The organism is Spirosoma foliorum (assembly GCF_014117325.1).
Classification (GTDB): Bacteria; Bacteroidota; Bacteroidia; order Cytophagales; family Spirosomataceae; genus Spirosoma; species Spirosoma foliorum.
Map to the genome: position 1 here is coordinate 4,575,984 of NZ_CP059732.1, position 14,501 is coordinate 4,590,484.

The following is a 14,501-nucleotide window of genomic DNA, read 5'->3' on the forward strand; positions in this document are numbered from 1 at the left end:
TTTAGAAGGCATTCACGGATTGAACGGGCTCGGCGTGAGTCACCTGACTGATTCCTATCAAATAGCCTGAGTAGTTATCTTTAGTATGTCCATCGCACAGGGCCTGTAACGACCCGATTTTAGCCTGATCGGGCATGTCACTGACGAGTAGTGTTGCCAGCACATAGGCATCGATTTTTTCCAGTACGCCATCTGTACACATGAAAAAATAATCGCCCGCCCAAACATCTGTTAAGAGCGTTATCTCGGGTATAGGCCGGATAGCCTGCCCGTCTTTATCCGCAGCACTTGCCACCACCGCCCGACTCAGGCGATTGCGCCAGGGGTGCGTAAGGGCCTGAGCAGCCGTGATGATACCAGCCTCCACCATGTCGTTTACCTGCCGATGATCCTGCGTCTGAAACATAACCTTCCCTGCCCGAATCTGATACACACGGCTGTCGCCAATGTGGATTACCGTTGCTCCCTGCTCATGAAACTGCAAGAGGGCCAGCGTTGACCCCATACGGCTAACCAACGGGTGCTGCTTCAGATAATCGTCATAGGCCGTATAAGCCAGATCGAGAGCCGCTTGTATATGAACCCTATCAAAAATGGGCTCATTCATCGAGGCAGAATAGCCGATCAGCGCATCACAAAGTAACTGGCTGGCAATCTCGCCCTTATCGGCCCCGCCCATGCCATCACACACAATAAAAAGCTGCGTCTGCTCGGTCGCCATCGTCACAGCCGGATATACTGCATCCTGATTGATCGTCCGTTGGCCAATGTGCGAAAAGGCAATGGGCAAAGCTGGCTGAATCTGCATAGTTTACTGAGTTCGGTCAGGGTTGAAATCCAGTTCGATTTTATAGGTATCGAGCATCGTTGATGGGATCGTATAGTGCGCCAGGCGAAACCGATCTACGCCACCCAACGTGATAATTCCCTCATCGCTAACGTCGATCAGTTCAGTTTTCAGTAGAGGGACTCCGTTAAGTTGTGTGCCATTCAGGCTGGATTGGTTCAGCTGTGTCGTCGCATCCACAGCGCCATCCTGAAGTTGGTAGCGCAATTGACCCGTCCATTTGTCAAATACAACAGTCAGCGTACAATGCCGACGACTGATGAAACACCGGCCATTATGAACAAAGCGGGCAACCTGAACTGTACAGGCATCGGATGTACCGATGACATTACTGCCAAACTGCAATCTGTACGTTGTTTCAGGAGTACCCAGGTACGTCAATTGCCCAAACGAGGGAAGGCCCAGAACAATAGATTCGTCGTAATGAAACGGCTTTTGCAATACATTAACAGCTCCACAACCCACGTGCGAACACACAATTGATCCACGTTCGGTATCGACGGCACGAACCATAATGCGCCGGCCACACTGCTGGCAATTAATAAGCGTTGTTTTAAATCCACTCATATCTCCTACTCGTCCATATCCTGAACATTACCGTCGTTGATATAGGTATCATCATCGTCGTATGTATCAGCCGCGTGGGTTTCGTGGTTAGTTGTTGGCTCATCCAGATCGGCCGCTTCATGCGATGCTACTAATACAGTTGATGTCGGCGGCTCAGGTTCAAGAATTGAATCGACGATTTCTTTCGACATACTTTCTTCCAGGCCCTGATTGAACTGGTCGTTACTCAAGACTATTGGGTGGTCTAAACGAACGGCTGCTGTTAATTCGCCATCCAGCGAATCATAGCGATAAATAGTATCTAAGCCATCATCGCCAGTGGCGTCGACTACCCGATACGTATTGCCATCGGCACCATCCAAAACCATTGTGTCGATAATACCATCATGATCAAAGTCGAGTCCCATTATTCGCTGGCCGTTTAGGTGGCCTTCAATGATAGTCGGTTCAGAAGTCGGTTCTTGCGTTGTAGTTGTACCGGGTATATGAGTTACTGGTTGCGCATATGGTTTTACGGGCAGGTGCTCACCCGTAATCATTTCGGTATATTCCTGACGTTGCGTCAACGAAAGATCACTCCATTCTTCTTTCTCAAACGTATTGTACCAATGCCCATGCCAGCTAAACACGCCCCCCATACCCACTTCTTCGCGAGCAGTTTCGAACGCCTGTTCAAACGTCATGCTATCAGTCGTTTTTCCAGCAACATCAATATCAGCGGGCAAAGTCATACTAGCTGTAGCGTCAGAGGAAGTTGACCCATTTTCGGCAGCAGGTTCCTTGTGTCCTACAATTTTTTGGCTGATAGCCCAGGCCGAGCCTCCTAGTAATAAAGTCGCGGCCGAAATGCCCAGCATTTTCTTTTTATCCATGGTCAAGCTTGATTTGGTGGGGATAGAAGCGGAAGAATCCATCGTATATGAATCGGTTGATAAATCGGTTTGCTCGGAAAGTTGTGACATGGTGGCTACTTGATAATCAGTTAAGAATCAATAGAACGCTGATTTTTAGGATTGAGGAGAAAATCATACCTATTCTTAAAATCAGACGAATCAGCGTTCTATTTTGCAGTTAATAGGACAGCTCGAAAAAAGGTAAGTCAGAAATAGAAAGTTTTTTTATTGAACCCAAATCGCCTGGCAACGACGACAGGTTTTCTGCTGGGCAAGAAGCTCCCATTCGCGTGTACCAAAGGGATCACGACAGGCCGGATTGGGGCAACGATACCGCTCCCGATACTCTTTATCAATGACTTCCAGCTTCTCTTCAGTCGATAACAAGGTGGAGCACAGTGTAGGAATAAGGACACTCAAACCCGCTCCCGACAAGACATGCAACAAAGGTAGTGCAGCTCCTCCCGTCGATACTACAGCACTAATACTGACGATGGAGGATAGAATAACACTACCCGTCCGAATCATTTTCTCGCGATTCCGGCAATCCTTTCGCAGTTTGGGATATTGCTCATAGACCTGTTTCAGATCGGCGAATTCCTCCGTAAAATTCAGTGAATTCGATTCTACTTCGGAAAGGAGCTTAGGCGTTATACTGACTGGCGGAACTGGTTTCTCGGCTTTAACGGGCTCAGCTTTCAGTAGCGCCAGAAGCGTATCAATATCGAACGTTGTATCAGCCAATCGAAGCGTATCCTGTTTGTCGACAACCTTACGTGCGATCCGCACCTCATTGACAAACGAGCCGTTTTTACTGGACAGATCTTCGAAGATAAAGCAGGTAGGCGTACACTGAATGAGTCGGGCATGCTGTCCACTTATTTTTCCATTGGCGACAACGATTGAATTTGTTGTCGCCCGCCCGATCGTATAGGTCGGCAATCGACTTAAGTCGTCGATCAGTTGGTCAAACTGGCCGTCATTCGTGGAGACAATCATGAAAGGTCTGGTGTGTAGATACTATAGGGACTGCAATTTATCGAATGAAACAAGCTTAACCTAGATGTCTCCGACTATTTCTTTTTCGACAACTTCACAACTAATTATTATCATTTTAGCATCAAAATATTTGTTTTTCATAGTCACAGAGTTCCAATCCGGTGCAGTTCGTTAATTCCCTGGTTGAGCGTAGTATTGACTACGCCGAACAAAGCAATCCAAACTGCTTCATTAAGCAAGAACCTAAAACTTTTTTCAAAAAAAGTTAAAAAAACTTCCATCTACGCAAAAAGGCTGCGCAGGTGGTATAAACCTTTGTATCGTCAAGTTCATAAAAACACCGACGATCATGAAATTCAACATCTTTAGTAACACCGCAACCAAAACCGTCAACCATGAGGGAGCTAACGCGTATACGCTGACGCCGGAAATGGAATTGTACTCCGCCGTGGTTACGACGATGTTGAACGATTCTTATTACGAGAAAGCTGATCAGCGGTTAGAGCGAATTCAGGCGCTTGTCAGTGAAGCCAACCCAGTTTTTGTGGCAAAACTAGCCGTATATGTTCGGGAACAAATGTACCTACGCTCGGCACCGGTTGTTTTGTTGGGCGAATTGGCAAAGGTTCATAATGGCGATAATCTAGTTGGCAATGCCGTTGGTCGAGCCGTACAGCGCCCGGATGAAATCACGGAATTATTGGCCTATTACCAACGCACGAACCAGCGCACGGGAGCCAAGAAACTTAACCGCATCTCGAAACAGATGCAGAAAGGATTGGCAACTGCGTTCAATAAATTCGACGAATACCAGTTCGCCAAGTACGAGCGAAATACGGCTGTCAAACTTCGGGATGCCTTGTTTCTAGTTCACCCTAAAGCTAAGACAGAAACCCAGCAAGCGGTTTTCGATAAGATTGTCAACGGCACTTTAAGCACGCCCTACACCTGGGAAACCGAGTTGAGTGCAGTAGGTCAAATCAAGTTTGCAACCGAAGCCGAGAAAGCAGCCGCGATTCGCGCAAAATGGGAGGAACTGATTACCAGCGGACGCCTTGGTTATATGGCCACATTACGGAACCTGCGCAATATGCTCGTAGCGGGCATTAGCGGAGCACATGTCGAACAAGTTTGCGAATTGCTGTCCAATCCGAAAGCCGTTCGAAACGCCAAACAGTTGCCATTTCGCTTTTTGTCGGCTTACCGGGAATTGAAAGCTCTGCCGCTTGGCCATGTGCCCCTTGTGCTCGAAGCCCTCGAAGATGCCATTTACGCCAGTGTGGCTAACTTACGAGGCTTTGATTCTCAAACCAGCGTAGTGGTTGCCTGCGATGTATCGGGGTCGATGCAAAAACCTATTTCGCCCAACAGCAAGGTGCTTTTGTATGATATTGGTCTGTTATTAGGCATGTTGTTACAGGCTAAATGTCGAAACGTGTTAAGTGGGATGTTCGGCGACCGCTGGAAAACGATCGCTTTACCAGCCCGAAGCATACTGGCCAACATGGATGAATTTTACCGTCGCGAAGGCGAAGTGGGCTATTCAACCAACGGGTATCTGGTAATCAACGACCTAATTCAGAAACGGTATAAAGCCGACAAAGTCATGTTGTTTACGGATACCCAATTATGGGACAGTAACACTGGTAACAATCAGTCGGCCAATACCTTATCGGCCAAATGGATGCAGTATAAACGCCTGTTTCCCGACGCCCGATTGTATCTATTCGACCTGGCGGGTTACGGAAACGTACCTTTACGTGTTGAAAAAAACGACGTTTTTCTGATTGCTGGCTGGTCAGACAAAGTGTTCGACGTATTACAGGCCCTTGAAGAAGGTCAAACAACGCTAAGCACGATTCAACAGATTGCGCTTTGAGATAAGTAAAACCTATAAGGTCTTTGAGACCTTATAGGTTTACAAAAACAGGATGTCGTAGGTACGGGTTACTTCGCGCCATGAAGGGGAGGAATGGCGAGATTTCTTACTGAAATGAGGCCATCCGGTTCGAATCCGGCTAGCAATGCCCCATTTCCCGTTCCGCTTGTTACTCCTGTTTTTATGATTTTGCAGGTGCCGTAGACTAGGGTTACTTCGATTGGTTGAAAGTCCGCAAGGAAAAGTCTGGGTTCGAATCCCAGCAATATTCTCTATTCACTAATTGCCCTGCATATAATCTAACAAGTGCCGTAGATTAGAGTTAACGCTCCGGCGTCCCGGTTCGCCTTCCACGCAGGAGGTCACTGGTTCGAATCCAGTCATTAGACAATGTCTACTGTAGTTCAGTTGGTAGAATACCTACACGTACTCTTATCGCTTGTTGCCTTGTTAGTTTAATTAAAATTTCAGTAAGTGCCGTAGACTAGAGTTACTTCGACTGTGATTCTGGCGGTCGCCGGTTCGAATCCGGCCATCAGTGTTTTTATACACTGATGTAGCTCAGTGGTTAGAGCACCAAACGTACTCTTATCGCCTGTCGCCTTACTGTTCGTATTGAAACCCATCCGAAGCTACATTCTGAAATGATGTGACTTCAGATGGGTTTCTTATTCAGAATCTCTGGTGCAATCGATATAGCCTTCACTTTTGGGCAAAAAAAGAGATGGTCCGCTAAGATTGCGAACCATCTACTGAACCCACCTAATTAAACAAAACCCGGCCAGTTCTAGAACGGCCACAGTACATACGGTAACTTGGACGCTATGGTTTTCTTTAATCTATAAGCTATTTTCAATCTAAAGCCCATTTAGACTGTTTTTAGCAAATGGGGAACTTTCGATTAAAGCGCGATTAACGAATCTAAACATAGGTTATCTTTGCCCGGTTTTTACCCGCTTGTACAGCAGAAGGCGCAGGCCTAATTTATGGAAGACAAAAAGCATTTAGATACCGTTACGGCTGCTGGCCTTCTGGTAGCAATGGGTATCATCTACGGCGATATTGGCACATCGCCCTTGTACGTTCTGCGTTCAGTTGTTGGTACCACAGAACCGATTCGGTCCGATACTGTTCGTGGTGCTCTTTCCTGTATATTCTGGACGGTAACTCTACAAACCACCTTTAAATATGTCATCTTGATTCTCCGGGCCGATAACCGGGGGGAAGGTGGCATTTTCGCTTTATACGCACTGGTGCGCCGTCATGCCAAGTGGCTTACAATCCCGGCTATTATAGGTGGTAGCTCGCTCCTGGCCGACAGTATTATTACCCCGCCTATTTCTGTTTCGTCGGCCGTAGAAGGGTTACGAATTTTGTACCCACATATTCCAACTGTCCCTATTGTTATCGGCATTCTGGCTTTTCTGTTCCTGATACAAACATTTGGGACTAGCGTTGTAGGAACAGCATTTGGTCCAATCATGCTGGTTTGGTTTACGATGCTTGGCGTTCTGGGTCTTATCCACATCGTTGACGATCCGACCATTCTGACATCACTGAACCCCATGTATGGAGTCAATTTTCTGACAAAAACGCCGGGAGCATTCTGGTTATTGGGAGCCGTTTTCCTATCGACAACGGGAGCAGAAGCCCTTTATTCCGACATGGGCCACTGTGGCCGGGCCAATATTCGTGTTAGCTGGGCTTATGTGAAAACCTGCCTGATGCTCAATTATTTCGGCCAGGGGGCGTTCGTCGAAAGTTTGGTTGGACAGAAGTTAGGCGAGCAGAATCCTTTCTATTCCCTTATGCCCGAATGGTTTCTGATCATCGGGATTTGCGTGGCTACAGCCGCGACGGTTATCGCCAGTCAGGCCATGCTGACAGGTGCTTTTACCCTCATTAGCGAAGCAATTCGGCTTAATTTCTGGCCTAAAGTCCGGCTGCGGTATCCTTCCAATCAAAAAGGTCAGCTTTATGTGCCTAGTATCAACTGGCTGCTTTTCGCTGGTTGTATCGGTGTGGTACTTTACTTTCAGGAATCGTCGCGGATGGAAGCGGCTTACGGGTTAGCCATTACCCTGACGATGATGATGAGTACGATCCTGTTTAGCTACTACATGTATTCACATAAATACAATGCCTGGTTTGTCGCCTTTTTTCTCGTATTCTATCTAGCCATAGAAAGCTGCTTTCTAGTAGCTAACCTGGCCAAATTTACCCACGGAGGCTGGGTATCTATCCTGATTGCGGGGGTCATGGCCTTCGTTATGATCGTCTGGTTAAGAGCCTTCCAGATCAAACTTCGCTTAACCGAATACGTCCGAATCGACCAGTATACTCAGGCCATCAAAGAACTCAGCCGCGATATTAGTATTCCGAAATATGCCACGCACATTGTCTTCATGAGCAATGCGGCCCGGCAATCGGAAATCGAGTCGAAAATTATTTACTCGATTTTCCAGAAACGCCCTAAACGCGCGGACATTTATTGGTTTGTGCATGTCGATACGACCGATGATCCATATACGATGGAATATAAAGTGAACACCATTGCTCCCGACGACGCCTATAAAGTGACCTTTAAATTAGGTTTCCGGGTTGAACAGCGCATTAATCTGTTCTTCCGTAAGGTGATTGAAGATATGGTAAAAAACAAAGAAGTGGATATCACGAGCCGCTACGAATCCCTTAGTCGTCAGAATGTTATCGGCGATTTCCGGTTTGTGGTTTTGGAAAAATTCCTGTCGTTTGAGAACGAGCTTCCCACTACCGAGCGCCTGATCATGAGCATCTATTTCAGCATTAAGAGCTTTACTACCCCTGAAGACCGTTGGTTTGGCTTAGATAGTAGCTCAGTTAAAATTGAAAAAGTCCCCCTAGTCATTCGCCCAGTCGAAAACATCCAACTAAAACGCATCACATCTTAGAAGTTATAGAGTTGTAGAGTCATACAGTTATAAAGTTAGCTGGCGCCAAAACTCTACAACTCTATAACTTTACAACTCTACAACTATGAAATTATTAATTACCGGCGGGGCCGGATTTGTTGGCTCATCGCTCGCTATTTCACTCAAACAGAATTATCCTGACTATCAGATCTTTGCACTCGATAATCTTAAACGACGGGGATCTGAACTAAGTTTGGCTAGGCTAAAAGCGGCAGGTATCGAATTTATTCACGGCGACATCCGAAATAAAGAAGATTTCGATTCCCTACCCGCTATCGACACGGTAATTGAAGCCTCTGCCGAACCATCGGTACTGGCTGGTCTGGATGGAACGCCCGATTACCTCATTAACACCAACCTGTTTGGTACAGTCAATTGCCTGAACTACGCGCTGAAGCATAAGTCCAATTTTATTTTCCTGTCGACCAGTCGCGTTTACCCGATCAAAACCATCGAAACCCTTAATTTCGAGGAAGCCGATACACGTTTTGTTCTCACTGACGCTCAGCCTGTTCCGGGTGTTTCCTCGAAGGGTATCGCCGAAGATTTCCCGCTCACAGGGGCCCGGTCTCTTTATGGCACTACCAAGCTGGCGTCGGAACTGTTGATTCAGGAATATAATGAGTTTTACGGCTTGAAAACGGTAATTAACCGCTGTGGTGTTATTACTGGTCCCTGGCAAATGGGCAAGGTCGATCAGGGCGTTATGGTTCTCTGGATTGCCAAGCACTATTTCGAGCAGAAACTCTCGTATATTGGCTATGGTGGCACGGGCAAGCAAACTCGCGACATGCTCCACATCGCCGATCTTTACCGCCTGATTGACTGGGAATTACACAATCTGGATAAAGTAAACGGCGAAATCCTTAACGCGGGCGGTGGTATAGAAAGCAGCGCGTCGTTGCAGGAACTGACCAAAATCTGTCAGGAAGTAACCGGCAAAACCATCCCTATCACCGAAGTGCCCGAAAACCGAGCCGCCGATATTCGCCTTTACATTACGGACAACACTAATGTCACGAAACTGACCGGATGGAAACCCCAACTTGGTGTTCGCGAGATTGTGAGTGATATTCACGACTGGCTCAACGAAAACCGAGCCGCTCTGGAGCCTATTTTGAAGTAGTTGTCCCCTTTTGGCAAGACTTTATCGCCCCTGATTCATACCAGAATCGGGGGCTTTTTTGTGGATTATTCTTGCCAGCCATCCGGTTTAAATGGGGTTTTTGTGTTGCTGGGAACGCAGAGCGCTTTAGGAGGGCGCAAGGGCAAGGGAGCAATGCAAAATTTAGCCGCATCGGGTTCTGGAATAGGCGGGCGGCCATTCTGTGCATAGAACAACCCGGGGTATGTGCCAGTAGCGTCTTTGCGATCAATCCAGTAACGTTTTGCGGAAGCTGCCGCTGCGGTGAAATACCCAACAACTTTTTCTCTGGCATTCGCTATGTTGCGAACGTTCCCAACAAGGGCCGACGGGGGCGTGTCGGTCAGACCACCCGTGTTTTGCGTCTGTTGTTGAAATAACAAAAAGAATCGGTAGGCATCGGCGGTTAGTGCTAATTGCCGAATTTCAACCAGACACCCCTCTTTCTGATAAAAAGGAATCTGGGCAACCCGGCGTCCTGTCATAGTCCCTCCATTACTAAACTTATCATCGAATACATCGATCGCATGACTATATAGGATTTCCCAGCACTGAGTCCGGCAGTTATAATCGTATACAAAATATAGATTCTGTCCGCCATAATTGTATTCCGGCATTGTGATTTCGGGTGGCGAAAAACAATCCTCATAAAGCTGGTTACCACCTACATAACAGTTTGTACCAACCCCTTTACCTACTATGTTGTATTGCGCATATTCCCCCTGAACACAGGACTTACACCAATCCTGTTTCTCCCATAATTTCCAGTCCCAACGGTAGTAATTATGTTGATCGGCGGGGTCTTTAAAATCGATTGATATATCATGAGCAGCGGGGTAAATACCATTCACTTTGGTAGTCAGACCCGTCGGGTTGAATTGGGCTTTTATGGCGTCAATAGGCGGTACGGACTGCATGATTTGTTGGGTCGACAGGTAGTGTGTTCCATCACTCAGGGTAATCCTGAGTTGATAAGCATGGCCGATCTGCCCTCTAAAATCGCCGGGTAGCTGGTAGGTGCCAGCCACCGTTTCATGGCAGGCAATTACTTGCGCTGAGTCGACCACGACTTCAACTAATGCTTTTGTAATGGGCAGGCTACCGAATCGTCCGGTGAGCCGATCTGCTTTGGAGCGATTCAGTAAAATCTCCTGAGGTTCAGCCAAATTATTGATCGTGCCATCCACAACCAGTACATCTACCGTACCAAATAAGGAAAGATCTTCGGGATCGACGCAGGCCAATGGGATCACGATCAGTAAAAACAGGCTTAGCAACGTGGCCAACAAGCGTATCCTTGAAAAGAATGTAGTCATCATGGCATTATCTCAATTCATTTAATTCTGCCAACCCTCTGGTTTATAAGGCGTTTTACTATCGCTGGGCACACAGATGGCCGTTGGCGGGCGAGGAGGAGCGTTAAACAATTGAAGCACGGGTGCTCCCGGCAAGGAAGGTTCGGGTTGAGGTTGACGCAGATTCAGAGCAAAAAATAACTCGGCACCCGGTAAACTGGAGTAGCCTCCGGTATTGCCTAATGACAAGCCAGAGGCATCTTTCCGATCGAGCCAATAACGTTTCGTAGCGACGGCTGAGACCGAGAAATAACCTACCACAGCTTCGTGATTATTAGCCAGATTGTGAACATTGCCCGCTAAAGCCGACGGGGGCGTATCAGCCAGGCTGCCCGTATTCTGGGTCTGTTGCTGAAACAATTTAAAGTATCGGTAGGCATCGGGCGTTAGTGAGCTTTGGCGAATTTCAACCAGGCCGGGATTGTGGTCATAGAAAGGAATCTGCGCTACTTTTTTGTTGACTAGCAAGCCGCCATTCGTGTACTGATCATCGAAGAGGTTGAGATCGTGACTATAAATTATCTCCCAACACTGAGTTCGGCAACTGTAGTCATACGTATAGCCGGGTACTGGATTTCTTTTGGAAGGAACGGGCGGTGCAAGCTCGTAATAACAGTCTTCCAGCAACTGGGTATTGCCCGATATGTAGACATAAAAGTAATTGGGCGGATCAGGCGTAAAGTATAAAACTGGTGTGATATCTCCATAGATCGCATAGACACCCTGATAGCAGGATCGGCACCACTCCTGTTTTTCCCAGAGTTTCCAGTCCCAGCGGTAGTAGTTGCGCGTCTGGGCCGGATCCATGAAATCAACGGAAAAGTCGTGTCCCGATGTAAATGATGCATTTATCGGCGGAAAAATGCTTTTCGGGTTAAACTGAGCCGTAACCTTGTCAATGGCAGGCACAGACTGAATTACCTGTTGATTAGACACATATTGCGTACCATCACTCAGCGTGAATCTCAATTGATACGCATGGCCAATCTGCCCTTTAAAATCGCTGGGTAGCTGATAACTCCCATCGACCGTCTCATGACAGGGCACGATCTGAGATGAGTCAACCATTATTTCAACCGTTGCTTTGGTGATGGGGCGGGTACCAAATCGGCCTGTCAATGGATCTGATTTTGAGCGATTGAGTCGGATAATCTGTTCTTCGGCCAGGTTGGTAATCGCTCCGTCTACAACAATAATATCGACCGTTCCGCGCAATGTAATATCCTCCGGGTCAACGCACGCCAGTGGTACCGTGACCAGCAGAAACCAGCCCAGCAACCCGAAAAACGGTTGAAACGATGAACGAGTGTGAATCATAACGAGCATTTTTAGTGTGTCTCAATCTCGCCAGCCTACTGGCTTAGCTGGCGTTTGGCTTTCCTTTGATTCACAAATGGCGGTGTACGGTCGGGGATGTAGTGGATTTTCAAAGATTTGTATTTCAGGAACAGTGGGTGGCGAAGGCTCTGGTTTAGGCTGGCGTTTATTAATAGCAAAAAATAATTCAGCGCCCACCAGACCAGAATACCCACTGGGGTCAGTAGCACCTAAGGGTAAAACAGTAGTATCTTTCCGATCCAGCCAATAACGTGTAGCTGCTACAGCAGAGGCAGTGAAATAACCGACTATCCCTTCTTGATTATTGGCTAGATTGTGGACGTTCCCCGCCAGAGCAGCCGGGGGCGTATCCGTCAGGCCACCCGTTTTCTGTGTCTGATCCTGAAGCTGTTTATAATATTGATAAGCAGCCGGATCGAGAGCAGCCTGCCGAATTTCGACTAGACAAGGGGCATGTTGATAGTAGGGAATTTGGGCCACCTTCTGACCAGCCAGTAATTTTCCATTGGTATAGTCATCGGCAAAGACGTTTAGATTATAACTGTAAAAAATGGCCCAACACTGAGTACGACATTGATAGTCATAGACGAAAGGACGGTCAATGACTGGCTGACCGGGCTCAAAAGGCGGATAAAAACAGTCTTCAAACAAAGAGTCCCCAGCAGACCAGTACCGAATACCACCCGGCGAGTAGTGTTTAATGACATTGTTTATTGAGTAAACTCCATTTTGGCACGTACGGCACCAGTCCTGTTTTTCCCACTGCTTCCAGTCCCAGCGGTAGTAATTGCGTTCGTTAGCGGGGTCCTGTGTGTCGAGATAAAAATCATGAGCCGCCGTATAGCCGCCTAACTCTGTACTCGTCAGGCTAGATGGGTTAAACCGAGTGTAAATTCGATTAATCGGCGGAACAGCCAGCATCACTTGTTGCGTCGATTGATAGTGAGTGCCGTCGCTGAGCGTAAACCGTAATTGATAGGCATGGCCAATTTGCCCTTTAAAATCGCTGGGTAGTTGGTAGCTACCGTCTACGGTTTCATGGCAGGCAATAACGACCGTCGAATCCATGACGACTTCTACCGTTGCCTTGGTAATAGGCGTTGTGCCGAATCGACCCGTGAGCGGATCAGCCTTTGAGCGATTGATTTTGATTATCTGAGGTTCAGCCAAGTCTGTAAGCATACCATCCACAACCAGAATATCATTCGTACCACGCAGGAGGATATTCTCCGGATCAACGCAAGCCAGTGGTACCATGACTAGCAGAAACCAGCCCAGCAACACAATAAACGGTTGAAACGATGAATGAGTGTGAATCATAATGGGCGTGTTAACCTGTCTCAATCCTGCCAGCCTATTGGTTTGACCGGTGTTCGCGTCTCACTGGACACACATACGGCCAGGGGCGGACGATAACGGCCATAATAACTCGGTTCATTAACCGGATCGTGCCCATTAAGCGCCTGAAATAAACCCGGTGTAAAACCAGTAGCATCATTCCGGTTTAACCAGTGCCGCACCGCCGACACACTCGACGCGCTGAAGTAGCCCACTACGGGCTCATTCTTCTTGATTACGTTATAAATATTCCCTATCAACAGAGCGGGCTGAGCGCCAGCCACACCACCTGAATTTTTGGTTTGCTCATTTAACTGGTTGAAATAGGTATAAGCCTGTTTTGTCAATGAAGTCTGCCGAATCTCGACCAGGCAATGCTCTTTTGAATAAAGAGGAACCTGAGCCACCCTCAGTGCTTTAACGGCATTCCCATTGGTGTACCGATCATCGAATACCGTCAGGTCGTTACTATAAATAATTTCCCAACACTGGGTCCGGCAATTGTAGTCGAAGTTCGGATAGGAAAACTGCTCATTAACGCAATCTTCGATCAACTTACCCTGATCATTTGTGATTTGGTATCGGCCATCTCGGCAACTCCGGCACCACTCCTGATGCTCCCAATCTTTCCATTCCCACCGGTAATAATTGGTTTGATCGGCCGGGTCAGTAAAATCTACGTAAAAATCATGAGCCGCCGTATACACGTTATTCAATCGCTGTGTTGAACTCAGGCTACGTTCATTAAACTGGGCGCGAACCTGCGTAATTGGCGCAACGGGTTGCAACACTTCGGTGGTCGATTCATACTTCGTATCATCACTCAACGCAAACCGAAGCTGATAGGCATGGCCAACCTGGCCTTTAAAATCGCTGGGTAGCTGATAGCTCCCGTCCTCGGTTTCATGGCAGGAAATAAGGGTCGATGAGTCAACCACTACCATTACAGTCGCTTTGGTAACGGGTACAGAACCCGGCCGCCCTGTAAGCCGATCAGCCTGCGAGCGACTGAGCCGAATAACCTGTTGCTCGGCTAAATCGGTAATCGTCCCGTCGACAATGATGACATTGAGTGAGCTGTTTACCGTTGTTTCGACTGAGTCAACGCAGGAAACTACGATGAACAGAAGAAGCCAACTGGTCAACAGAAAAAACCGACGAAGTGATGAAACAAAGACATTCATAACGAG

Annotated in this window: 11 protein-coding genes and 1 tRNA gene; 4 read left to right on the forward strand and 8 right to left on the reverse strand. The window is 47.4% G+C overall.

Features of this window, described 5'->3' with window-relative positions; genetic code table 11:
* Window position 1: 1 nt before the first annotated feature.
* From H3H32_RS19475 to H3H32_RS19490, 4 genes are all read right to left on the reverse strand, one after another.
* The gene (locus H3H32_RS19475; protein ID WP_182457298.1) at window positions 2-808 is read right to left on the reverse strand and encodes a PP2C family protein-serine/threonine phosphatase; all 807 of its coding nucleotides are present in this window, start codon (window positions 806-808) and stop codon (window positions 2-4) included.
* 3 nt (window positions 809-811) lie between these two features.
* Window positions 812-1,414 (reverse strand): FHA domain-containing protein, encoded by a 603-nt coding sequence (locus tag H3H32_RS19480; protein ID WP_182457299.1) that lies wholly within the window; start codon window positions 1,412-1,414, stop codon window positions 812-814.
* 5 nt (window positions 1,415-1,419) lie between these two features.
* Window positions 1,420-2,376 (reverse strand): hypothetical protein, encoded by a 957-nt coding sequence (locus H3H32_RS19485; protein WP_182457301.1) that lies wholly within the window; start codon window positions 2,374-2,376, stop codon window positions 1,420-1,422.
* Between the two features lie 156 nt (window positions 2,377-2,532).
* Window positions 2,533-3,306, reverse strand: coding sequence for an FHA domain-containing protein (locus tag H3H32_RS19490; protein ID WP_182457303.1), 774 nt, complete (start codon window positions 3,304-3,306; stop codon window positions 2,533-2,535).
* A 349-nt stretch (window positions 3,307-3,655) separates the two neighbouring features.
* Here H3H32_RS19490 and H3H32_RS19495 point away from each other — a divergent pair, with 349 nt between their 5' ends.
* The 4 genes from H3H32_RS19495 to H3H32_RS19510 all read left to right on the forward strand — a co-directional run bounded on the left by H3H32_RS19495 (window position 3,656) and on the right by H3H32_RS19510 (window position 9,262).
* A complete protein-coding gene (locus tag H3H32_RS19495) occupies window positions 3,656-5,185 on the forward strand; it encodes a TROVE domain-containing protein (RefSeq protein WP_182457305.1) in 1,530 nt (509 codons plus the stop codon).
* Window positions 5,186-5,581: 396 nt separating this feature from the next.
* A tRNA-OTHER gene (locus H3H32_RS19500) sits at window positions 5,582-5,726 on the forward strand.
* Between the two features lie 445 nt (window positions 5,727-6,171).
* Window positions 6,172-8,115, forward strand: a complete 1,944-nt coding sequence (locus H3H32_RS19505) for a KUP/HAK/KT family potassium transporter (RefSeq protein ID WP_182457307.1) — start codon at window positions 6,172-6,174, stop codon at window positions 8,113-8,115.
* A gap of 85 nt (window positions 8,116-8,200) precedes the next feature.
* A complete protein-coding gene (locus tag H3H32_RS19510) occupies window positions 8,201-9,262 on the forward strand; it encodes an NAD-dependent epimerase/dehydratase family protein (RefSeq protein WP_182457308.1) in 1,062 nt (353 codons plus the stop codon).
* A gap of 65 nt (window positions 9,263-9,327) precedes the next feature.
* Here H3H32_RS19510 and H3H32_RS19515 read toward each other — a convergent pair whose 3' ends face one another.
* Genes H3H32_RS19515 through H3H32_RS19530 form a run of 4 tightly spaced genes read right to left on the reverse strand, consistent with a single transcriptional unit; the run spans window position 9,328 to window position 14,495 of the window.
* Window positions 9,328-10,599 (reverse strand): DUF4249 domain-containing protein, encoded by a 1,272-nt coding sequence (locus H3H32_RS19515; RefSeq protein WP_240543417.1) that lies wholly within the window; start codon window positions 10,597-10,599, stop codon window positions 9,328-9,330.
* An 18-nt stretch (window positions 10,600-10,617) separates the two neighbouring features.
* Complete coding sequence (locus H3H32_RS19520) at window positions 10,618-11,952, reverse strand: DUF4249 domain-containing protein (RefSeq protein ID WP_182457310.1); 1,335 nt, start codon at window positions 11,950-11,952, stop codon at window positions 10,618-10,620.
* A gap of 21 nt (window positions 11,953-11,973) precedes the next feature.
* Window positions 11,974-13,293, reverse strand: a complete 1,320-nt coding sequence (locus H3H32_RS19525) for a DUF4249 domain-containing protein (protein ID WP_182457312.1) — start codon at window positions 13,291-13,293, stop codon at window positions 11,974-11,976.
* 20 nt (window positions 13,294-13,313) lie between these two features.
* Entirely contained in the window at window positions 13,314-14,495 is a 1,182-nt protein-coding gene (locus H3H32_RS19530; RefSeq protein ID WP_182457314.1) for a DUF4249 domain-containing protein, read from the reverse strand.
* Window positions 14,496-14,501 lie beyond the last annotated feature (6 nt).

Excerpts from the sequence above, each read along its gene's own strand:
- H3H32_RS19475 (WP_182457298.1), bottom strand. The coding sequence starts at position 808 with ATGCAGATTCAGCCAGCTTTGCCCATTGCCTTTTCGCACATTGGCCAA.
- H3H32_RS19480 (WP_182457299.1), bottom strand. The coding sequence starts at position 1,414 with ATGAGTGGATTTAAAACAACGCTTATTAATTGCCAGCAGTGTGGCCGG.
- H3H32_RS19485 (WP_182457301.1), bottom strand. The coding sequence starts at position 2,376 with ATGTCACAACTTTCCGAGCAAACCGATTTATCAACCGATTCATATACG.
- H3H32_RS19490 (WP_182457303.1), bottom strand. The coding sequence starts at position 3,306 with ATGATTGTCTCCACGAATGACGGCCAGTTTGACCAACTGATCGACGAC.
- H3H32_RS19495 (WP_182457305.1), top strand. The coding sequence starts at position 3,656 with ATGAAATTCAACATCTTTAGTAACACCGCAACCAAAACCGTCAACCAT.
- H3H32_RS19505 (WP_182457307.1), top strand. The coding sequence starts at position 6,172 with ATGGAAGACAAAAAGCATTTAGATACCGTTACGGCTGCTGGCCTTCTG.
- H3H32_RS19510 (WP_182457308.1), top strand. The coding sequence starts at position 8,201 with ATGAAATTATTAATTACCGGCGGGGCCGGATTTGTTGGCTCATCGCTC.
- H3H32_RS19515 (WP_240543417.1), bottom strand. The coding sequence starts at position 10,599 with ATGATGACTACATTCTTTTCAAGGATACGCTTGTTGGCCACGTTGCTA.
- H3H32_RS19520 (WP_182457310.1), bottom strand. The coding sequence starts at position 11,952 with ATGATTCACACTCGTTCATCGTTTCAACCGTTTTTCGGGTTGCTGGGC.
- H3H32_RS19525 (WP_182457312.1), bottom strand. The coding sequence starts at position 13,293 with ATGATTCACACTCATTCATCGTTTCAACCGTTTATTGTGTTGCTGGGC.
- H3H32_RS19530 (WP_182457314.1), bottom strand. The coding sequence starts at position 14,495 with ATGAATGTCTTTGTTTCATCACTTCGTCGGTTTTTTCTGTTGACCAGT.